Genomic DNA, 19,840 nt, shown 5'->3' with positions numbered 1-19,840 from the left:
CGTCAGGCCGCCGACACCTGCGGTCCGGGGTGGGCGATCGCGTGCTCCGCGGCGCGGCTGACGTCCTCCCACGCGGCCCACGTCTCCATACGCTTGCGCGCGATGTCGAAGGCGAGGTCGTAGACCATGCTCCCCAGCAGCAGGCGCAGCGGCGGCTCGTCGCTGTCCACCAGCGTGAGGAGTGCCTGGGCGGCGAGTTCGGGGTCGCTGTCCACCGACCCCTCGGCGAACTGCCGCTCCAGCGCCTCGCGCAGCGGGGTGTACGCGTCGAGGGCGCTCGTCGTGCGCATGTCCTGGTAGAGGTCGGTCCAGTAGCCGCCGGGCTGGACGATGCTCACCTTCACCCCGAATGCGGCCGCCTCCATGGCGAGCGCTTCGCTCACCCCCTCCAGCGCGAACTTGCTGGCGCTGTAGAGCCCCGTACTCGGGAAGCCGCCCAGAGCGCTGATGCTGGAGACCTGAACGATGTGCCCGGAGCGCTGTGCGCGCAGGACGGGCAGTACCGCCTGCGCCACCCACAGGGTGCCGAAGAAGTTGACGTCCATCTGGGCCCGGGCCTCGGCCTCGCTGAACTCCTCGACCATGCCCATCGACAGGATGCCCGCGTTGTTGACGACCACGTCCAGCCGTCCGAAGTGCCCCACGGCCTCGGCGACGGCCGCGAACACGGCGGCGCGGTCGGTCACGTCCATACGGAGCGGCAGCACCCGCCCCGGGTGCGCGGCCGCCAGCGCCTCCAGCGGCCCGGCGGTACGCGCGGCGACCGCCACCCGGTCACCGGCGGCCAGCGCGGCCTCGGCGAACGCGTGGCCCAGCCCACGGCTGGCGCCCGTGACGAACCAGACCCGGCCGTTGCTTCCTGTGGTGGTGGGCATGGGGGTTGCTCCTGTCGTGAGAGGTGAAGTGGTGCGGGGTGGAGATGGTCAAGTGGTGAGCTATACAGGGGAGTTACTGGTGAGTGGACTGCCGAAGGGCGCCGGTCATGGCGGACCGGGTGTTCCAGCGGTCGAGGACCGCGTACGTGGGCTGCCACTGGTAGGTGTAGGCCCGGCGGACCGGCTTCGGCAGTTGGGCCAGGACCACCGCCGTCGTGTGTTCGTCGGCGCCGGTCAGCAGCCAGGGCAGGAGCTGCGACGCGTGCGGAGCGAGCCGCTGGGCGTGGGCCCGTCCGAAGTGCTCCCACTGCGGTTGGCTCACCACGGCCTGGACCAGCGGGAACACGGCGTCCTCCTCGTGGGCCAGGTGCCCGGCGAGGCCGGTGACCAGCGAGTGGGCGAGTTCGGCGAGGAAGTCCGGGCCCGTTCCGGGGTCCTCCAGGGCGTCGTCGACGGTCCCGACGAGCCGGGCGATCACGGCGTGCTCGGCCTCGATCGCCTCCAGCCGCGTCAGGTCGTACGGGCGGCCCTCCAGCGCCTGGCGCAGCGCCGGCCACAGGGCGTCGTCCTCGGCGCCGTGGTGGGCGCGCAGGGCCGTTCCGAACAGCTCCCAGCCCGGAGCGCCCGCCAGGGTCCGCCGGAGGTCGGGGTCCCAGCGGGCGGTGATCCGGGCGATGTGCCGCAGCTCCCGGCGCAGGGCGTTGTGCATCGCGTACATCACGGTCATGTCGAGGCGGTCGTTCACGGGGGTCTGTCTCCTCGCGGCAGGCAGGCCGAGTCCACGGCAGGCGTGAACGCGCAGTTCAGGACTGCGCGAGCAGCCTCCACCTTCCTGTGGCGCCGCCCGAGGATCAACGCACTCTTCGTGGGGTGATCGATAACCCAGCGGTTATCACGGCAGACGGACGTGCCGGGCCCCGCCTCGGACCCGGCACGTCCTGCCCGTACGGAACGGGCTCACACCTCCAGCGTGTCCTCCACCCGGCGCAGTTGGTGCCGGGCCATCGCGAGGTTGGCCCGGCTCTTGTCCAGGGCCAGATAGAGGAACAGTCCGGTGTGGCCGCGGCTCTTGAGCAGCCGGATCAGGTGGTACTGCCCGCCGAGGGTGATGAGGATGTCCTCGATCTCGTCCTTGAGGCCCAGGAGTTCCATGGTCCGCACCTTGGCGCGGACCACGTCGGTGTTTCCGGCGGCGGCCACCGACAGGTCCAGGTCCTTGCCGCCGCCCAGGGTGCCGAGGGCCATACCGCTGCTGTAGTCGACGAGTGCCACGCCGATCGTGCCCTCGATGGACGTCATGGCTTCCTTGAGCGCGGTTTCGGTGTTGCCCATGGGGTTCGCACTTCCTTTCCGGTGGGTGTGGGGTGTCGAGTTCCGGGGCCGGGCGGCCCGGGGTCCGGTGCTGGTCATGAGGTCTCCAGCCGTTCGAGTGCGCCGTCGACCAGTTCGCCGATGCGGGCTCCGGCCCGGCGGGCTTCCAGGTGCAGACGGCCGACGTTGGTACGGGGCTGAGCGAGCAGGGTGAGCACGGCGGCGGACCCCGCCGCGTACGTGGCGGCGTAGCCGTCCTCGCCCTGGAGCAGGAGCTCGCGGAAGGCGCCGCGGCCCGTGGTGTGGGTGAGCCGCTGGGCGACGCCGAGGGCGGCGGCGGTCAGCGCCGCGACCGACTCGGCGTCCTCCACGGCGTCCTGGGCGAGGACGAGGCCGTCGACGCTGGCGGTCAGGGCGCCGGTGATCTGCGGCAGGCGGGTGCGCAGTCGGCGCAGTTCGGCGAGGATCTCCGCCTCGGCCGTCATCAGCTGTCTCCTTTCGGCGCGCTGGCGCAGGGCGCGGATCACGGCATGGCCTCCAGGGCGTCCCGCACTCTGCGGAGCAGGGCTTCGTCCGACGGGTGTGCCGCCTGCTCGGACGCCCGCGCGAGCCAGTCGGGCACGGTCTCCCGAGGAGCGGGGGCAAGGGGTGTCTCGACCGCGCCGAGCGCCGCGAGCCTGCGGACGTCCACCAGGGTGTGAAAGGCGGGGCGGCCCAGCAGCCGGGCGATGACACCCGGGGTGCGAAAGCCGTCGGCGGCCCCGAGCAGGGCCCGTTGGCGGACGGTGACCGGCAGACCCGGGCGGTCCGGTACCGGAACGACGGGTGCGGTGTCGACCTCCGGGTGCGGCCAGATCCGGTCGAGCAGCTCCCTGCGGCGGGTGGCCTCCCGGGCCAGAGCCCGGGCGGCGACGGGCCGTACCGGGCCGATCCAGTGCAGGGCGCCGTAGCGGAAGCGGGTGGGTCCCTTGCCGGGGGCGAGTGCGAAGAAGGCGGCGTCGTGGACCGCGCCGAGGTGGCACAACTCCAGCTCTCCGCCGGTGACTTCGCCGCTGTCGACGAGATAGCGCCCGACCGCGCCGCGCGCCCCGGCCCGGTCCACGGCCCGCCGCCAGGCCTCCGGGCGCATGCGACCGCTCGCGGTGAGCAGCACCTCCAGGCCGGGTGCTGCGGGGCTCTCGGCGTGGACCACCTGGCCGTCCACGAGGTAGAGCGTGCCCGTGTCGCGCAGCAGCGCGCCGGTGGCCCGCTCGGCCACGAGCCGTACCAGCATGGGCGAGACGAGTACGGGGTCGCAGGTGTCATCGGCCGCCGTCATCCGAGGACCAGCCGCTGGGCCAGGTCACGCAGGCGCAGCCGGGCCATGGCCAGGTTGCCCTGGTCGCGGTCGAGCCACAGATACAGGAAGAGGCTGCTGTCGAACGTCGTCTCGACGAACCGCAGGAGGTGGTAGCCGGTGTGCGCGGTGACGAGCACGTCCTCGACCGGCAGCGGCCCGGCCGGATCCACCTCACCCGCCACGAAGGCGGGATGCTCGGCCGCCGTACGGGCGAACTCGGCGGCCTCCGCGGCCGTCGTCTCATGGTCACCGCAGGGTGAGTCGCCGATGGTTCCCAGCGCCAGCCCGCTGGTCCAGTCGACCACCGCCGCGCCCCGCACGCCGGGTAACCCCATGGTCTCCAGCAGACACTCGTCGATTCCAAGCACGCGCGACTTCCTCCCTGACGCCGCCGTGGACGGGCTCCGCGCGTGGTGCCCGGCGCGGCCTGAGGTGACGAGAGGTTACGCAGCGTGTCGCCCACCAGGGGAAGTTCTGGCATTTTCCAGCGGAACATGCGGGCGATTGGCTAGGGTGCCCGCCGTTTGCGGGGCCTCACCCAGGTGGAGTCGCCGACCGCCGCTCCCGACAGAGCTGGAGTGCGCTCTTCGAGGCATGGGCGGCCGCGCGAATTTGCTCTCGGATACCGCTCGAGTGCATCTCCCATTGGTTACTCGGCTGGTTACTCGACGGTGAGGTGAATATCGCAAGTAATTCCATAGCAACGATGACCAGGTTCACACCAACTTCGCACTCCCGGCCATTTTCCGGAAGCCGTATCCGCCAAGGTCGAATGGCCGATACAGCACCCCATAGGGCTGATCCAACTGGCGGCTTTCGCGCACCGGCTGACAGAGTGCGCGGCAGAGCGACATCCCTACTCGACGAGAGAGAAGGAGGAGGGTAAGCCATGAAGGCAACCCGCCTATTGGCTTCCATCGGCATCGCCACCCTGTCCGTGGCCGGTCTCACCCTTACCGCCGCGGCCCCCGCGAGCGCCACGTCGCACACCACCTGCCAGATCGGCAAAGGTGGTTCCTTCACCACGGTCGGCATTCAATGCAATCGGCAACTTCCCTCTGACGAGGCCACGGTCGTCACCTTGATGGACGAGTCCAGCCGGCAGACCTGGTGGTGCCTGAACGACCCGCCGGTCTATTTCTTCGTCAGCCCCGCCAGCACCTTCGCCCAGCAGCTGAGGGTGGCGGAGGGAAACACGTACGTCGGCACCCACTGCACACGACTGCGCTAGACGCGACTGCGCCGGACACGCCCGCGCCGGCCGACGTGGAATCCGCCCCCCGCCCCCTCACCAGCTGACGGCCAGAGCCGTGAAGGGCTGGGCCGACCCGTGAGAGTCGGGTCAGGCGTCCACGGGCCGCCAGGCCGGGCCGGTCCCGCCCTGCTCGACCCGGCCGAACACCACGTCCGCGAAGTGCACGCCGAAGCCGAAGGTGGCGGGTTCCGCCAACTCGGCGACCAGGCGGCGGCGGTGTTCGGCCGTCCTGTCGCCGTCGTGGTCGAAGCCCGAGGACCAGTCGGGGTGGTCGATCTGGATCGGCGAGTGGACGGCGTCGCCGAAGGCGATCAGGCGCCGTCCACCTCCGGTGATGACGTACTCGGCGTGCCCGACGGTGTGCCCCGGGGTGATCCGCACCCGTACGCCCGGGAAGATCTCCTGCCCGTCCGCGATCGTCCGTACGCGCGGGGCGAGGGCCGCGACCTGGTCGCCCATGCCCTGCGCCTCCAGGAGGTCGCGCCCGGCCCACTCCGGCTCGGAGATCAGGTAGTCGGCGTGGGCGAGCAGGGGCTGCTTCTCGCCGGGGGCCGGGTGGCAGGCCCAGCCGAGGTGGTCGGCGTGGAGGTGGGTGAAGGCCACCGCTTCGATGTCCTGGGGCGCGCGGCCGAGAGCGGCGAGGCTGTCCGGCAGCGCGCCGCCCTGGATCACGCCGAGCGGGCCCTCGGGGGCTTCGAGTGTCTGCGGGCCGAAGCCCGTGTCGATGAGCAGCGCGCGCTCGCCGTGCTCGACCAGCAGCGCGCCCACGCTTCCCACCAGATGGCCGGTGGCGTCCAGATACTCGGGGTGCGCCGCCCACACCTCGTCGGTGGTGTCCTTGAGGAGCTCCAGCGGCCGCAGCCGTACATCGCCGTCCGGAACGTACGACACCTTGGTGTCGCCCAGCCATATCGAGCGGATACCCGAAGGCCGGCGCAGTCGTACGCCCTGGTCCGCCGTCAAGTCAGCCATGAATGCTCTCCCGTGAGTCCTCGTCAGGCCACCGCGGGTCCCGCGGCGGCGACGCCCACCATAAGCATCAAGTTGGAATCATTCAAGCTGTAAATATATTGGCTTGATGGAGTTGCTAGGGTGGGGCCATGACGACGCCCCCCGACCAGCAGGCCATCGCGGAGCGACAGCTGTGCGGTCTGGTGAGCGGGCTGGCCCAGCGGGTCGCCGAGCACGTCCGGGAGTGTGCCGCCACGCTGGGGCTCACCGCCTCGCAGGCGACGGCGCTGCGGGAGATGACCGGGCCCATGACCATGCGGGATCTCGCGGAACGTATGAGCTGCGAGCCCTCCAACACCACGTTCGTCGTCGACAAACTGGAGAAGCAGGGGCTGATCGAGCGCCACCCGCACCCCACCGACCGCCGCGCCAAGCACCTCGTCCTCACCGCCGAGGGCACCGCGCTGCGCGAACGCCTCCTCGGCCTGCTCGCCGTGGGCTCCCCGCTGTCCGGCCTCACCCCGCAGGAGCAGGGTGTGCTCCACGGGCTGCTGGAACGGGCCCTGACCTCGGCGTGAGCCGAGGACGGCCCGCTCTCCTACAGGTGGCCGTCGGCCCCGCTCTCCTGGGGTGACAGCGGCCGCTCGAAGAACGTCTCCAGCACCACCGTGGCCTGGGTCCCGCTGACGCCGTCGATGGCGTAGATCCGGCGGAGCACGTCCTGGAGCTGCTCGGTCGTCGCGGTCCTCACCTTCACCAGCACCGAGGCGCTGCCGGCGATGACATGTGCCTCCAGCACTTCGGGGAGCGCGGCGAAGGCCGGTGCCGAATCGCCCATCCACGAGGACGACTCCACCATCACGTAGGCCAGGACGGCGCTGCCCACCGCGGCCGGATCCACCTCGATGGTGGTGCGCCGGATGGCGCCGCGCTCGCGCAGCTTGCGCACCCGCTCGTGCGCGGCACCGGCGGACAGGCCCACGGCCTGGCCGAGAGTGGCGTAGGACTGGGTGGCGTCCTGCTGGAGCCGGGCCAGCAGGGCGCGGTCTATGTGATCCACAACTCTCCGTTCGGAGTTTCCTTGTGCTGACCATAGCTCATCCTGCAATGTGCACAGCAGGCCGAACGACCTTCGGTATGGGTGGCATTCAGGAGAGGGAGAGCCCCATGAGCGGCGAGCGACCTGGGCTGTACGAGATGTTCGACGAGCGGTTCCGCACCGGACGCTGTATGAACGGGGACGAGGCCCTGGAGGTCCTGTACACCGGGTGCCGCTGGGCCGAGGGGCCGGTCTACGTGCCCGCCTGGCGACAGGTCGTCTGGAGCGACATCCCCAACGACCGGATGCTGCGCTGGGACGAGGAGACCGGTGCCGTGAGCGTCTTCCGCCGCTCGGCGGGGCACACCAACGGCAACACCCTCGACCGCGAGGGCCGGCTGATCACCTGTGAGCAGGGCAACCGCCGGGTGACCCGTACCGAACACGACGGCACCCTCACCGTGCTGGCGGACCGCTGGCAGGGCAAGCGCCTGAACAGCCCGAACGACGCGGCGGTCAAGTCCGACGGCTCGATCTGGTTCTCCGACCCGGACTTCGGTATCACCAGCGACTACGAGGGCTATCGCGCCCAGAGCGAGATCGGGTCCAACAACGTCTACCGCATCGATCCGGTCACCGGCGAAGTGCGGCTGGTCGCCGACGGCTTCGGCGCGCCGAACGGGCTGGTCTTCTCGCCCGACGAGCGGCGGCTGTTCGTCTCCGACACCCGCGCGGGCCGTATCCGCGTCTTCGACGTACGCGACGACGGCACGCTGTCGGACGGCGACGTCTTCGCCGAGGCGGGGGCCAGGGAGAACGCCCGCTTCGACAACCTCCGCTTCGACGACGACGGCCGGCTCTGGGCCGCCGCCATGGCTGACGGGGTGCACTGCTACGACCCCGACGGCACCCTGATCGGACGGCTCGTCGTCCCCGAGGTGGTCGCCAACATCTCCTGGGGCGGCGCCAAGCGCAACCGCCTCTTCATCGCCGCGGAGACCAGCCTCTACTCGGTGGTCATGGCCGTCACCGGCACCCACCCCACGGGGCCGGGCCGCCGCCCCTGGCTGGACGGGTAGTACGTGCGCGCCGGCCCTCGGCTGTCGCAGGTGCCGGGTGCACCGGCGACAGCCAGAGGCGCGTGCGCCGACCCGCGTACCCGACCCGCGGCCCGGGTGCGGGGGCGGGCTACTTGCTGATGGCGAAGCGCATCAGGGCGTGCTCGTCGCCCTGCTTTATCTTCCCTGTCACGTTGATGACCTCCAGCTTCCAGCTGTTGCCGACCCGCATGGCCTTGGCCACGGCGCAGCCGTTGTCCTGGGTGAGCAGGCTCGGCCAGATGTCGGCGACCTGCTGGGAGCTGCCGCCGGTCGCGTCGTAGACCTTGAAGCTGATGTTGCGGGCCTTCTGGAAGGAGCTGCCCTTCTTGAACGCGGCGGCGACGAACACCACCGAGGTGATCTGGTCCGGGATGCGCGCGAACTCGACCGTGACGGTCTCGTCGTCGCCGTCCCCGCGCCCGGTCTGGTTGTCACCGCTGTGCACCAGCGAGCCGTTGCCCATGGGGTCCAGCGAGTCGAGGCCCGCGAGGCGCACCGGGTCCGAGCCCTGCATGGCGACGGCGATCAGGTCCAGGTCGGTGCCCGACTTGCGGCGGAGCATACCGACAACGCCGCCGCTGCTTCCGGCCGTCGGGTCCCAGGACACCCCGATGGACAGATGGGTCACTCCGTCCAGGTCCGCCGGGCCGGATTCCTTCGTAAGCGTGATCATGCGTGGCTCATCCTCTTCGGTAACGGACTACAACAGGCAAAGTGTGCCTAACGCCTCGACGGTTGGGGCAGGCGGGTGGTCAGGTGGGCTCCTTTACCGGTGGGGGTGACGGTGAGGGTGCCCTGGTGGAGGGCGGTGATACGGCGGGCGATGGCGAGGCCGAGGCCGGTGCCGCCGGTGTGGCGGGTGCGCGCGGTGTCGAGGCGGGTGAAGCGTTCGAAGACCCGGTCGCGGTCGGCGGGCGGGATGCCGGGGCCGTCGTCCAGGACCTCCAGGACGGCCTGGCGTTCCTCCGCGTCGTGCCGCAGGCGGACGGTGACGCGGCTGGTGGCGTGCCGTTCGGCGTTGTCGAGGAGGTTGCCGAGGACGCGGGCGAGCAGGGCCGGGTGGCCGCGGACGACCAGTGGCCGGGGGACGACGTCGAGGTCGAGGGTCACCCGGGCGGGCGGGTGCCGACGGGCGGCCTCCTCCCGTACGAGGTCCGTCAGATCCACGTTCTCCATCCGCTGTTGCCCGGAGGGTTTGTCGAGGTCGAGACGGGCCAGCAGCAGGAGGTCCTCGGTGAGGTGCTGGAGGCGGCGGGTGTCGCCGAGGGCGGCCCGCACCACTTCCGGCCAGTCGGCTTCCTCCGGGCGGGACAGGGCGATCTCGAGTTCGGCCTGGAGGGCCGCCAGGGGGTTGCGCAGTTCGTGGGAGGCGTCGGCGACGAAGCGCCGCTGCTGCTCCACGGTGGTCTGGAGCCGGTGCAGGCCGGAGTTCATCGTCTCGACGAGGCCGGTGAGCTCGTCGCCGTCGCGGGGGACCGGGAGACGGTGTGTGGACGCGTCCGAGACGAGCAGGGAGAAGTAGCTGCGGGCTTCCTCCACCGGCCGCAGCACGCTACCGAGCGCGAACCAGCAGGTGCCCGCCGCCACCACGGTGACCACGGCGATCGCCCACAGCCAGATCCGGCCGGAGATCGCCGGGTGCGCTCGGGTGCCGTCGGAGCCGATGAGCCCGAGGCCCCGGCACACCTCCAGGAGCCGGGAGTCCACCCCGTCCTGGCTCGCCGCCCCCTTGCTGTCGCTCGCATCCTTGGAGGTGCCGAATTCATGGGCGCTGAACACGGTCACGAGACCCAGGACGATGACCGTGCCGAGTGCCGAGATACCGGCGGCTCGCCGCGTCAGCCGGGCGCGTACGGTGGTGGGGCGCACCAGTTGGGACAGGTCCGGGCGGGTCATTCGGGTGTCCTGCCGTGGTCGAGGCGGTATCCGGCCCCGCGGACGGTGTGGATGGTGCGGCGGCCGAAGGGGGTGTCGATCTTTCGCCGCAGGGCGGAGACATACACCTCGACGATGTTGACGTCACCGTCGAAGGCCTGGTCCCACACGTGTTCCAGCACCTCGGTCTTGGTCACGACCTCGCCGTGGCGCAGGGCCAGGTACTCCAGCACCGCGAACTCCCGCGCGGTCAGGTCGAGTACGGTCCCGGCGCGTCGGCAGCGCCGGGCGGCCGGGTCGATCTCCAGGTCGCCGACGTGGATGACCGCGGGCCGCTCCCGCCGCCCACGCCGGACCAGGGCCCGCAGCCGGGCCACCAGGGCGACATAGGAGAAGGGCTTGGTGACGTAGTCGTCGGCGCCGGTGTCCAGCCCCTCGGCCTCGTCGTACTCGCCGTCCTTGGCGGTCAGCATCAGCACCGGCGTCCATACGCCGGCCTCCCGCAGCCGGGCGCAGAGACGGAACCCGTTGAGTCCGGGCAGCAGGACGTCCAGCACGATCACGTCGTAGTCGTTGCCGAGCGCGAAGTCGAGCCCGCACGGCCCGTCGTGGGCCACATCCACCGCGAACCCGTCACCGGACAACCCCCGGCGCAGCAACTCCGCCAACCGCTCGTCGTCTTCGACCACCAGTATGCGCATGCCCACACGATGCCGTATGGAGCAGGGGAGTCGAGGGCTACTGAAGGATCCTCGGCACCCCTCAAGGTCTCTCTGCCCGGCGGGAGTTCGCCGGTCGCGGAGCCCCCGCGGCCGGCTTCGTGCTCCGGTGGGCGCGGCCGTCGTGCGCTAGTCGTGCGCTATTCGGCCGCGGCGATCCAGTCGCGCAACTGCTCTGTCGTGGTGGAGGGGTCCGCGACGAGTACGGCGAGCTCGTCGTCGGGGGAGTTGAGTGTGGTGATAGCGGGGCAGCGGTGGCAGGCGTCCACCCCTGCCTGGTTCCACCACTTGCAGTGGGGACGCAGATGGCACCGGGGCACCGCTGCCGTGGTGCCGGGTGACGGCAGGGTCTGGATGCGCTCGATCAGGCCGCAGGCGTCGTCGACCCGGTTGGCGCAGCCGGACACGCAGTGCGAGGCGAACCGGAGTACCCGGTGGGGCGCGATGCCCTCGGGGATGGCCGGCAGCACCTGAGCTGCCGGTACCGGCTCGGCCAGATAGACGACGTGGCCGTTCTCTCCTGATCGGACGCCCAGAACGACGGATTCCGGACGGTGTGCCTCCCCACTGGGGCACCAGGTGACGCGGTCTTCCTGCGGGTTGTCCACGGTGCGCGCCCGCGGCCGGTCAGGAGTCGACGGTGTCGGGGCTGCTGAGGTAGACCCCCAGGATCGGGCCGCCGGTGGTCTCGCCGTTGGCCTGCTCGGCGGCGATCGCCTTGTCGAGGTGTGCGGACAGGTGCTGGGCATCGATGCGTTCGGCCGCGTGGGCGGTGCCCGCGGCGGCGAGGAGTCCGGTGACGAGCGCCGCGGTGGCGGCGGCCGTCCGTATGGTGTGGTTCATACTGTCCCTCCCTGAACGTGGTCGGCACGACTGGTTGTCGTCACGACTGACAGAGGCGACGGTATGCACCAACTCCCTTTCGGGGAAGCCGTTTTGGGGCGTCACTTTTTGGCCACGGCTGCCTTGCGGTGAAGGATGCCGGGTTGCCGTGACCGGTGCCGGGACGCGCCGCCCCGGCGTCACGCTTCGCGGCGTGCCTCGCGCCACTCCCGTACGGCCTCGTCGACGTCGATCGGCTTCCTGCCCAGCGGCGGTCCGGGAGGCGGCTGCCGGAGCATGGCTTTGATCTTGTCGTTGACCGGCTCCAGAAGCGCGCGCACCACGCGCTCGGACGGCGCCTCGGCCACCGCGGCCAGCACGTCCTCGATCTCCTTGCGGAGCGCCAGGGCGGGCGGCAGCAGCGCGGTGACACCCTCGCGGGCCATCTTCTGGCGGATCCACCACATCTCGTCGTACGGCGCGGAGGCGTCGGGCAGTGGTTTGCCGAGGCCCGGCAGCTCGGCGAACTCGCCGCGCTCCTGCGCCTCACGGATCTGCCGGTCCACCCAGGTCTCGACGCTCATTCCCGCGGGTTTGCGCTGTGTCACCGGACCCACTCTCCCCGTGAAAGGAAACGACACCGACACTCCCCACCCTAACCGGACGGCGGCCGGGGGAGCGGGCCCCGGGGGCCGGTGTACGGGAGAATCCCCGCATGGTGATCTCCGCGCGCGCCCTCAACCGTGCCACGCTCGCCCGGCAGTTGCTGCTCCGCCGCGAGCCGGTCGGCGCCGTGGAGGCGGTGCGCCGCGTGGTCGCCCTCCAGGCCCAGCAGCCCGCCTCGCCCTACGTCGCGCTCTGGAACCGGGTGCGCGGCTTCGACCCGGCGGAGCTCGACGCGGCGCTGGCCGACCGCCGTATCGTGAAGGCGACCCTGATGCGGCTCACCCTGCACATGGTCGAGGTCGAGGACTACCGCGGCTTTCGCGAGGCCATGGAACCGACGCTGCGCTCCTCCCGTCTCGGCGACGCCCGCTTCCGTGCGTCCGGGCTCACCGGCGACGACGCCGACGCGCTGGTCGCGGGCCTGCTGAGCTACGCCGACCGGCCGCGCGGCAGCGCCGAGTTGGGGGAGTGGTTCGAGCAGCGCCTCGGCCGGCCCCTGGAGATCGGGGCGCAGCGGATGCTCCGGCAGTACGCGCCGCTGTGGCACGCGCCGACGGGCGGGCCCTGGTCGTTCACCAACCGCCTCTCCTACGTCGCGTCCGCGCGACGGCCCGCCCTGGGGGAGCCACAGGCGGCCGACGAGGGGCTGCGAGACCTCATCCTGCGCTATCTGGCGGGCTTCGGACCGGCCTCGGCCGCCGACATGGCGCAGTTCGCACTGGTCCACCGGCCCCGGATCAAGGCGGCCGTCACGTTGCTCGCGGACGAGCTGGAACAGCTGGAGGGCCCCGGGGGCACCCTCCTGTACGACCTTCCCGGCGCGCCCCGGCCGGACGAGGACACGCCCGCGCCGCCCCGGCTGATGGCGATGTGGGACAGCGTCCTGCTGGCCTACGCCGACCGCAGCCGCGTGATCCCGCCCGCGTACCGCAAGCAGGTGACGCGGGTGAACGGCGACGTGCTGCCCACGCTGCTGGTCGACGGGCAGGTCGCCGGAGTGTGGCGGGTCACCGACGGCGGTGTCGAGGCCGGGGCCTTCCACCCGCTGCCGGGGCACGTCTGGCAGGAGCTGGCAGCCGAGGCGCGGTCCCTCCTCGCCTTCCTCACCGCCCGCGACCCGCGCGCCTACGCCCGCTACGACCACTGGTGGACCAAGGGCGTGCCCGCCGCCGAGACCCGGCTGCTCACCGGCGACTGACCGGACCCGGCAGCGAGCGGGACCTACGTGGACGCGCACACCTCGCGCGCTGAGGGCCGCTCCCCGTCCTGTTCCAGCGCCTCGGCCAGCTCCGCCCTGCGTCGTATCCGCAGCTTCCGGTAGGTGCTGGTCAAGTGGGTCTCCACAGTGCGGCGCGCCAGATGCAGCAGATCCGCGATCTCGGTGTTGGTCAGGCCGTCGGCGGCCAGTTCGGCGATGCGGCGCTCGCTGCCGGTCAGCGCTCCGGGGCCGGTGTGGCCGGCCGCCGGGTGCCGTGCGCCGCTCAGGCGCAGGGCGTGTCCGGCCTGGGTGACCATGCTCACCGCGCCCCTGCCCTCGGCGAGTTCGGCCGCCTCGCGCAGACAGTCGCGGGCGTGGCTGCTCTCACCGGCGGCATGGAGCTGGCGGCCCTGCGCCAGCAGGGCGCGGACCAGCTCCATGCCGGTGTCGGCCGACCCCTGCCGCAGGGTCGCCACCGCCTCCTCCGCCAGCTCCAGACCGCGCCGCCCCCCGGTGGCCGCGCCCAGCACCCGCAGGGCGCGGCCCACCGTGCGCGGGGTGTTCCACACCCTGGCCAGCCGCAGCTCCTCCGTCGCCAGCGCCAGCGCGTCCCGGCCGCCGCCCAGCGCCAGGCGGCACTGCGCCGCCGCCGTCCGCCACGGGGTGACGACCGGGCTGAGCACATCGCGGGCGGACTGGCGGCGCCCGCACTCCAGGAAGTCGTGCAGCGCGCCCGCCGGGTCGCCGGCGGTGGCCCGCAGCGCGCCCCGCGCGTACAGGAACCGGTTGAGCTCGAAGTTCTCGTGCGGCGCGTGCAGGTCGAACGCGGCGGCGAACCGCTGCCCCTCCTCGATACGGCCGGTGTGGACGAGCGCCAGCAGGGCGCCGGCGTCCTGGTTGGACGGCGGTGTACGGGGGCGGTCCGACGCGACGGGGTCGAAGTGGGTGGCGAGCAGATACGTGGCGTCGCCCCGGGCCGCCGCGATGTCCGCGCGGGTGTTGAGCAGGGCGTGCCGCATCGGGTGCAGCAGCAGGGGGTGCTGTGCGGCCAGGCCGTGGTCGACGAGCCGGTCCGCCTCGTCGAGTTCGTCGGCCCACTGGGCCACGGCGGCGGCCGTCCCCAGCAGGAACGGCTCGGCGAGCGGGTCGGTGGGCCGGGCGAGCAGGTCCCGTATCCGGGCCATCGCCTCCCGGGCCGAGATCGCCGACGCCGTCGCCGCGTACCGCACGAGCAGGGCCTGCCCGGCGGTGCCCACCAGCTCCGGGGAGTACTGCGCCGCCTCGCACAGGTGCCGGTAGACGCGCTGGCGCGCCTCGGTGTCCCCGTCGCACAGCAGCGCGGTCGCGGTCTGTACGGTACGGGCCAGATCCGGGTGGGCGGAGAGCTGTCCCTCGGTGCGGCGCAGGACCTCCATGGCCGTACGGATCTCGCCCCGGCTGACCAGGGCGGTGCCCAGGGCGACGGCGGTGCGCACCCGGTTGCGCGGCTCGGCCGCCAGGTGGTGGGCCTCCGCGAGGCGCGCGATGGCCGCCGCGGCGTCGGCCGACGCGTGGTGCAGGGAACCCAGTTCGGTCAGCAGCCGCTGGCGCAAACCGTCGGGAAGCGGCTCCTCCAGCGCCCGGCGCAGATAGCGCACGGCGTCCGCGAGGCGGGCGTCGTGCACGGCGACCGTCACCGCGTCCCGCAGGATGCGCACCGCCCAGGGCAGCTCGCCGCCGGGCACCCGCAGCAGGTGCCGGGCGACCGCCTCGGCCCGCTCGCCCCGGCGCCGCATCGCCTGCGCCGCCGCCCGGTGCGCCGCCTGCCGGCTGGTCTCGGGCCAGCCGGTGAGCACCGCGTCGCGCAGCAGCGGATGCGTATAGCGGGGACGGCCGTCGCTGTCGGGGCGCAGCAGGCCGAGCCCGGTCATCGCGGTGAGCCAGCCCTCGATCCGGACGGGGTCGGCGCCCGTGGCCTCGGCCAGGAGGTGGACCGGGCCGACCTGTCCGCTCGCGCCGTCCGCGCCGGGCGCGACCGGCTCGGGAGGCCATGCCTGCTCCAGTGCCGCCAGGCAGCGGGCGACTTCGGCCGTGGCGGGGCCGGCACTGTGCAGCCACCAGGACACGGCCGCCGGATAGGACCCGGGGTACAGGGCGGCGCAGGTCTCGGGCAGAGGCGGGCGTTCGCCGGCCGCGCGGGGTTCGTGCCCCGGGGTGGCGCCCAGGTCTTCGAGGAGCGCGTGCAGCAGCAGCGGGCTGCCCGCGCCGGCGCGGACACAGGCGGCCGTCCACCGCGCGTCGGCCGCCGGAAAGGCCTCTCGGACCAGGTCGGTCGCCGCCTCCTCGCCGAGCGGGGCGAGGGTGTGGGCGTGGACGAGGGAGGGCGGCAGCGCCTGGGTGAGACCGCCGGGCCCGGGCTCGACGTCGTACTGGCTGCGCTCGGTGACCACCACCAGGACGGGTAACCCGTCGAGGCGCCGGGCCGCCTCGCGCAGCCAGCCGCAGGAGGCGTCGTCGGCCAGCTGGACGTCGTCCACCGCCAGCAGGAGCGGCCCCTCGGCCGCGTAGCCGCGCAGCAGCTGCCACAGCCGGGCCGCGTCGACACGGTCGTCCCCGTCGGGCACCGGACGGGTGAACTCCGCGACGGGCGCGAGCAGATGCCGCACCGTCGCTAGCGGGACGGCTCTGTCCTGCGCCGAGCAGCGCACCCGCAGCACCCGCAGACCGCGTTCCCCGGCGTGTTCGGCGGCCGCGTCCAGTACGGCGGTCCGGCCGGTGCCCGTGGCGCCGCGCAGCACGACCAGCCCACCGGACCCGGCCCGGGCACGCTCGGTCTGCGCCGCGATCAGCGCCTGGGCGCGGTCGCGTTCGCGGAGCGGTCCGCCCATCGGTGCCTCCAGCGTCCGGTGCTTCCCTTGTAGGAAGAGGCGAAAAGGCCGGTCACGGTGCGGGTGAGATCGATCACGTGCGGGCAACCGGGTGCTACGCGGCGCCGCTCACCGGGCCGAACGGCGGTCTCGTAGTGGTCTCGTGGTGTGCCTCGTGGTGCTCCACGATTGCGGACGCGGCCGTGGCCGACGAAGGGTTGAAGGACAGCCATCCACTGCCGGACGAACTCCTACGGCAGGCTCGTGAACAGGGGGAAACGGTGCTCAACTCACCCCGGACCGCCATCGCGTCCGACACCCGGGAAGGCGGCGCCCGTAGGCGCGTCCCGGTGTCGGTCACCGCCCCGGACCCGATCAGCCGCGAGGGAGCCGTCAGCCAGTTACGCCGGCACCCGGAGATCGAGCTGCGCGAGGAGACCGGCCCCGGCACCGTCGCCCTGCTGATCGAGAACACCCTCGACGAGGCCGCGCTCAGCCGGCTGCGCCGGATCGTGCGCAGCGAGGGAGCACGGGCCGTGGTCGTGGTCGGCACGATCCGCGAGACCGAGCTGCTCGACGTCGTCGGCTGCGGCATCGGCGCCATCGTCTGGCGCCACGAGGCCACCGCCCACCGCCTCGTGCAGGCGGTGCTCGCCGCGGCGCGCGGCGACGGAGACCTCCCCGCCGACCTGCTCGGCAGGCTCATCAGCCAGGTGGGCAGCATGCACCGGGGCACCGAGGGCCGCCTCGGCGTGCCCTCCCTCGGCCTCGTCTCCCGCGAGGTGGACGTACTGCGGCTGATAGCCGACGGGCTCGACACGGGGGAGATCGCCGGCAAGCTGTCGTACTCCGAACGCACCGTCAAGAACGTGATCCACGCCCTCACCACCCGGCTGCACCTGCGCAACCGCGCCCACGCCGTGGCCTACGCCCTGCGCGAGGGCTACATCTGACCGAACGGGCAGGCGGCGGGGCCACAAGGGCAGCCGCTCCTGCCCTGCCGCCGGTCCCGCCGTGCCTGCGGGCGGGACGACGCGCGAGGCACGATCGGTTGCGGCAGGCGGGACAGCGGGTGAGCCGGCGGACCGGCGGGGCGGGAGCGCGAGCGTGATCCACGAGGTGGACGAGGTACTCAAAGGCCTCCTCGGCGGCGGAGCGCTGGCCGGCTCCGGCATCGACGTGTCCCTCGACGCGCCCACCCGCGACTGGGCGGCCCGGCGCAACGCCCCCGTGGTCAACGCCTATCTGTACGACATCCGGGAGGACACCGAGCGGCGCCAGCGCGGACAGCTGCCGGTGCGAGACGAGCGGGACATCGTGGTGCGCCGCCGCAGGCCGCCGCGCTGGTTCCGGCTGTCGTACCTGGTGACGGCCTGGACCAAGACCCCGCAGGACGAACACCGGCTGCTGTCCGCGGCGCTGGCGACCCTGCTTCCCCACGAGCTGGTGCCACCGGGCGAACTCCCCGGCGCCCTCGCGGAGCTGGGCCTCTCGGTGCCCGTGACGGTGTCGGGCAGCCGCACGGAGTCCCGCTCCCTGGCCGAGATCTGGTCCGCCCTGGGCGGCGAGCTGAAACCCTCCCTGGACCTGGTGGTGACCGTGCCCTTCCCGGCCTTTCCCGAGTACGAGGCCGGGCCGCCGGTCACGGAGGGGGCGATGGTCCGGCTGCGCGGCACGGACGGCGGTCCGCGGTCCTCCGAGCGCTCCCACCGCCCGCACCAGGTGGCAGCCGCCCGCGCTGCCCGCGAGACCACGGCCGCCGACCGCCCGGACGCGCCGTGAATGCCCGCTACGCCGAGACACCGGCCGCCGTCGACGACGCGCCGGTGCCCGAGCCGTACGGCGATCCCGCGCACGCGCTGCTCGCCCGCCTCGCCCTCCTGCGGGAGCGGGTGACCGCGCTGGTCGAGCACCGCGTCGCCGGGGACCCGACGGCCGACGACCCCCTGCGCGGACTCTTCCTGTCCGAGGAGGCCGTGCACCACCTGCTGCACACCTGGCCGCCCACCACGGCCGCGCCCCTCGACCCGGTGGACACGGGCGGCGCCGTCTTCGCCGCCTCCTCCCACGGCCCCGACGACCGGCTGGCGCGGCTGGCCCGGCGGATGGAGCTGACCGAGTGGGACACCGCCGTCCTGCTCATCGCCCTCGCCCCGGACGTCGACCGCACCTTCGAGCAGCTCTACGGCTATCTCAACGACGACGTGAGCCGCCGCCGCGCCACCGTGGGCCTCGCCCTCGACCTGTGCGGGCTGCCCGCCTCCACCACGTCGGCCCGGGCCCGCCTCCACGCGTCGGCGCCGCTGCGCGCCCTGAACCTGCTGGAGGACGAGGAGCCCGAACGCCCCTTCCTCAGCCGCTCCTTGCGCGTCCCGGACCGGCTCGTCGCCCATCTGCTGGGCGACGACACCCCGGACGCCGCGCTGATCGGGCGGCTGCACCCGCTGCCGGAACCGCTGCCCGCCGCCCCTGGCGCCGAGGAGTTCACGGACCGCCTCGCCACCCGCCTCGGCGCCGGCCCCCTCACCGCCTATCTGCGCGAACCACGCGAGGGGGACGGCCTGGCCGCGCTCGCCACCGCGCTGCGCGCCGCGGGCCTGGACGCCCTGCGCTGCGCCGATCCCACGGACCGTGTCCCCGAGCTGCTGCGCGAAGCACGTCTGAGCGGGCGGGCCGTCGTCGTGCCGGGGCTGCCCGGCCACCCCGGCCCCCTGGTGCGGGCGCTGACGGCCGCGCCGGACGTGACCGTACTGCTCACCGACACCCGCCCCTACGACCCGCACTGGTCCCCGTACGACCCGTTGGTCCTCGAAGCACCGGGCCGCCGGGCCGGGGGAACGCCCGCCTGGCGGGCCGCGCTGGGCGCGGACGCGGACGGGTTCGACCTGGCCGCCACCGTCGCCCCCTACCGCCTCGGCGGCGACCGCGTCCAGCGTGCCGCGCGGGCCGCCCGCGCTTTGGCCGACTTCGAGGGCACCGCGGTGACCGCCGCCCATGTGCGCCGCGCCGCCCGCCGCCAGTCCGCCTCCGGCCTGGAACGGCACGCACGGCGGATCCGGCCCGCCGTGGACTGGCGCGACCTCGTCCTGCCCGACGGGCCCCTCACCCAGTTACGTGAACTCGCCCTGCGCGCCCGCCACCGCGACCGTGTGCTGGGCGACTGGCGGCTCAGCGCGGGCGGCGGACGCGGCCGGGGCGTTCTCGGCCTGTTCGCGGGCGAGTCCGGCACCGGCAAGACGCTCTCGGCGGAGGTCGTCGCGGCCGATCTGGGCCTGGACCTCTATGTCGTCCAGCTGTCGTCCGTCGTGGACAAGTACGTCGGCGAGACGGAGAAGAACCTGGAGCGGATCTTCACCGAGGCCGACCGTACGGACGCGGTACTGCTCTTCGACGAGGCCGACGCGGTCTTCGGCAAGCGCTCCGAGGTCAAGGACGCGCACGACCGGTACGCCAACATGGAGAGCGCCTATCTGCTCCAGCGCCTGGAGTCCTTCGACGGCATCGCGCTGCTCACCACCAACCTGCGCGCCAACATCGACGAGGCGTTCACCCGGCGGCTCGACCTGGTGGTCGACTTCCCGTTCCCGGACGCCGGGCAGCGCCTCGCCCTGTGGCGGCACGGCCTGGCGCACGTCCCGGCCGCCGACGGCATCGATCCGGCGGCACTGGCGCGGGACTTCGAGATGGCCGGCGGGTCGATCCGCAGCGCGGTGGTCTCCGCCGCGTATCTGGCCGCCGGCCGCGACGGCGAGGTGACCTTCGCGGATCTGCTGGAGGGCGCCCGCCGGGAGTACCGCAAGGCGGGCCGGCTGGTGCCGGGGGAGGGCGGCTGGTGACCCCGCCC

22 protein-coding genes are annotated in these 19,840 nt (G+C 72.9%); 7 read left to right on the top strand and 15 right to left on the bottom strand.

Going from position 1 to position 19,840, the window contains the following annotated elements:
• Positions 1-2: 2 nt before the first annotated feature.
• From ABD236_RS08040 to ABD236_RS08015, 6 genes are all read right to left on the bottom strand, one after another.
• The gene (locus ABD236_RS08040) at positions 3-875 is read right to left on the bottom strand and encodes an SDR family NAD(P)-dependent oxidoreductase (protein ID WP_344071755.1); all 873 of its coding nucleotides are present in this window, start codon (positions 873-875) and stop codon (positions 3-5) included.
• A gap of 73 nt (positions 876-948) precedes the next feature.
• A complete protein-coding gene (locus ABD236_RS08035) occupies positions 949-1,620 on the bottom strand; it encodes a hemerythrin domain-containing protein (protein ID WP_344071753.1) in 672 nt (223 codons plus the stop codon).
• A gap of 212 nt (positions 1,621-1,832) precedes the next feature.
• Positions 1,833-2,207 carry a hypothetical protein gene (locus ABD236_RS08030; RefSeq protein ID WP_344071751.1) on the bottom strand — a complete coding sequence of 125 codons (375 nt, stop codon included), beginning with the start codon at positions 2,205-2,207 and terminating at the stop codon, positions 1,833-1,835.
• Positions 2,208-2,281: 74 nt separating this feature from the next.
• Positions 2,282-2,671 carry a roadblock/LC7 domain-containing protein gene (locus tag ABD236_RS08025; RefSeq protein WP_344071749.1) on the bottom strand — a complete coding sequence of 130 codons (390 nt, stop codon included), beginning with the start codon at positions 2,669-2,671 and terminating at the stop codon, positions 2,282-2,284.
• A 38-nt stretch (positions 2,672-2,709) separates the two neighbouring features.
• Positions 2,710-3,504: a transcriptional regulator gene (locus tag ABD236_RS08020; RefSeq protein WP_344071747.1), complete on the bottom strand. Its 795-nt coding sequence runs from the start codon at positions 3,502-3,504 to the stop codon at positions 2,710-2,712.
• Positions 3,501-3,893 carry a hypothetical protein gene (locus ABD236_RS08015; RefSeq protein ID WP_344071745.1) on the bottom strand — a complete coding sequence of 131 codons (393 nt, stop codon included), beginning with the start codon at positions 3,891-3,893 and terminating at the stop codon, positions 3,501-3,503. The genes ABD236_RS08020 and ABD236_RS08015 overlap by 4 nt, the downstream gene beginning before the upstream one ends.
• A 521-nt stretch (positions 3,894-4,414) precedes the next feature.
• Here ABD236_RS08015 and ABD236_RS08010 point away from each other — a divergent pair.
• Positions 4,415-4,756 (top strand): hypothetical protein, encoded by a 342-nt coding sequence (locus ABD236_RS08010; protein WP_344071743.1) that lies wholly within the window; start codon positions 4,415-4,417, stop codon positions 4,754-4,756.
• 111 nt (positions 4,757-4,867) lie between these two features.
• Here ABD236_RS08010 and ABD236_RS08005 read toward each other — a convergent pair whose 3' ends face one another.
• Entirely contained in the window at positions 4,868-5,752 is an 885-nt protein-coding gene (locus tag ABD236_RS08005; protein WP_344071741.1) for an MBL fold metallo-hydrolase, read from the bottom strand.
• 128 nt (positions 5,753-5,880) lie between these two features.
• Here ABD236_RS08005 and ABD236_RS08000 point away from each other — a divergent pair, with 128 nt between their 5' ends.
• Positions 5,881-6,309 (top strand): MarR family winged helix-turn-helix transcriptional regulator, encoded by a 429-nt coding sequence (locus tag ABD236_RS08000; RefSeq protein ID WP_344071739.1) that lies wholly within the window; start codon positions 5,881-5,883, stop codon positions 6,307-6,309.
• Between the two features lie 20 nt (positions 6,310-6,329).
• On the opposite strand, the gene ABD236_RS07995 is transcribed toward ABD236_RS08000, so the two are convergent.
• Positions 6,330-6,791 carry an Lrp/AsnC family transcriptional regulator gene (locus ABD236_RS07995; protein WP_344071737.1) on the bottom strand — a complete coding sequence of 154 codons (462 nt, stop codon included), beginning with the start codon at positions 6,789-6,791 and terminating at the stop codon, positions 6,330-6,332.
• Positions 6,792-6,898: 107 nt separating this feature from the next.
• Between ABD236_RS07995 and ABD236_RS07990 the strand changes: the two genes are divergently transcribed.
• Positions 6,899-7,849, top strand: a complete 951-nt coding sequence (locus ABD236_RS07990; protein ID WP_344071735.1) for an SMP-30/gluconolactonase/LRE family protein — start codon at positions 6,899-6,901, stop codon at positions 7,847-7,849.
• A gap of 109 nt (positions 7,850-7,958) precedes the next feature.
• On the opposite strand, the gene ABD236_RS07985 is transcribed toward ABD236_RS07990, so the two are convergent.
• The 6 genes from ABD236_RS07985 to ABD236_RS07960 all read right to left on the bottom strand — a co-directional run bounded on the left by ABD236_RS07985 (position 7,959) and on the right by ABD236_RS07960 (position 11,894).
• On the bottom strand, positions 7,959-8,543 hold the full coding sequence (locus tag ABD236_RS07985; protein ID WP_344071733.1) for a TerD family protein: 585 nt from the start codon (positions 8,541-8,543) through the stop codon (positions 7,959-7,961).
• Between the two features lie 47 nt (positions 8,544-8,590).
• Positions 8,591-9,766, bottom strand: a complete 1,176-nt coding sequence (locus tag ABD236_RS07980) for a sensor histidine kinase (RefSeq protein ID WP_344071731.1) — start codon at positions 9,764-9,766, stop codon at positions 8,591-8,593.
• Positions 9,763-10,446 (bottom strand): response regulator transcription factor, encoded by a 684-nt coding sequence (locus ABD236_RS07975; protein WP_344071729.1) that lies wholly within the window; start codon positions 10,444-10,446, stop codon positions 9,763-9,765. Before ABD236_RS07975 ends, ABD236_RS07980 begins: the two co-directional genes overlap by 4 nt.
• A 158-nt stretch (positions 10,447-10,604) precedes the next feature.
• Positions 10,605-11,072 carry a hypothetical protein gene (locus tag ABD236_RS07970; protein ID WP_344071727.1) on the bottom strand — a complete coding sequence of 156 codons (468 nt, stop codon included), beginning with the start codon at positions 11,070-11,072 and terminating at the stop codon, positions 10,605-10,607.
• 19 nt (positions 11,073-11,091) lie between these two features.
• Positions 11,092-11,307 carry a hypothetical protein gene (locus tag ABD236_RS07965; protein ID WP_344071725.1) on the bottom strand — a complete coding sequence of 72 codons (216 nt, stop codon included), beginning with the start codon at positions 11,305-11,307 and terminating at the stop codon, positions 11,092-11,094.
• A gap of 179 nt (positions 11,308-11,486) precedes the next feature.
• Positions 11,487-11,894, bottom strand: coding sequence for a DnaJ family domain-containing protein (locus ABD236_RS07960; RefSeq protein WP_344071723.1), 408 nt, complete (start codon positions 11,892-11,894; stop codon positions 11,487-11,489).
• 107 nt (positions 11,895-12,001) lie between these two features.
• Here ABD236_RS07960 and ABD236_RS07955 point away from each other — a divergent pair, with 107 nt between their 5' ends.
• Positions 12,002-13,150 (top strand): winged helix DNA-binding domain-containing protein, encoded by a 1,149-nt coding sequence (locus ABD236_RS07955; protein WP_344071721.1) that lies wholly within the window; start codon positions 12,002-12,004, stop codon positions 13,148-13,150.
• Between the two features lie 23 nt (positions 13,151-13,173).
• Here ABD236_RS07955 and ABD236_RS07950 read toward each other — a convergent pair whose 3' ends face one another.
• Positions 13,174-16,017 carry an AAA family ATPase gene (locus ABD236_RS07950; RefSeq protein ID WP_344071719.1) on the bottom strand — a complete coding sequence of 948 codons (2,844 nt, stop codon included), beginning with the start codon at positions 16,015-16,017 and terminating at the stop codon, positions 13,174-13,176.
• A 260-nt stretch (positions 16,018-16,277) separates the two neighbouring features.
• Here ABD236_RS07950 and ABD236_RS07945 point away from each other — a divergent pair, with 260 nt between their 5' ends.
• The 3 genes from ABD236_RS07945 to ABD236_RS07935 all read left to right on the top strand — a co-directional run bounded on the left by ABD236_RS07945 (position 16,278) and on the right by ABD236_RS07935 (position 19,832).
• Positions 16,278-16,949: a helix-turn-helix transcriptional regulator gene (locus ABD236_RS07945; protein WP_344071717.1), complete on the top strand. Its 672-nt coding sequence runs from the start codon at positions 16,278-16,280 to the stop codon at positions 16,947-16,949.
• Positions 16,950-17,103: 154 nt separating this feature from the next.
• Complete coding sequence (locus tag ABD236_RS07940; protein ID WP_344071715.1) at positions 17,104-17,778, top strand: Pvc16 family protein; 675 nt, start codon at positions 17,104-17,106, stop codon at positions 17,776-17,778.
• A gap of 44 nt (positions 17,779-17,822) precedes the next feature.
• Positions 17,823-19,832: an ATP-binding protein gene (locus ABD236_RS07935; protein WP_344072249.1), complete on the top strand. Its 2,010-nt coding sequence runs from the start codon at positions 17,823-17,825 to the stop codon at positions 19,830-19,832.
• Positions 19,833-19,840 lie beyond the last annotated feature (8 nt).

The organism is Streptomyces crystallinus, from assembly GCF_039521265.1.
In the GTDB taxonomy this organism is placed as follows: domain Bacteria; phylum Actinomycetota; class Actinomycetes; order Streptomycetales; family Streptomycetaceae; genus Streptomyces; species Streptomyces crystallinus.
The sequence above is the reverse complement of the archived record's forward strand: the minus strand, read 5'-3'. Positions and strand labels throughout refer to the sequence as shown.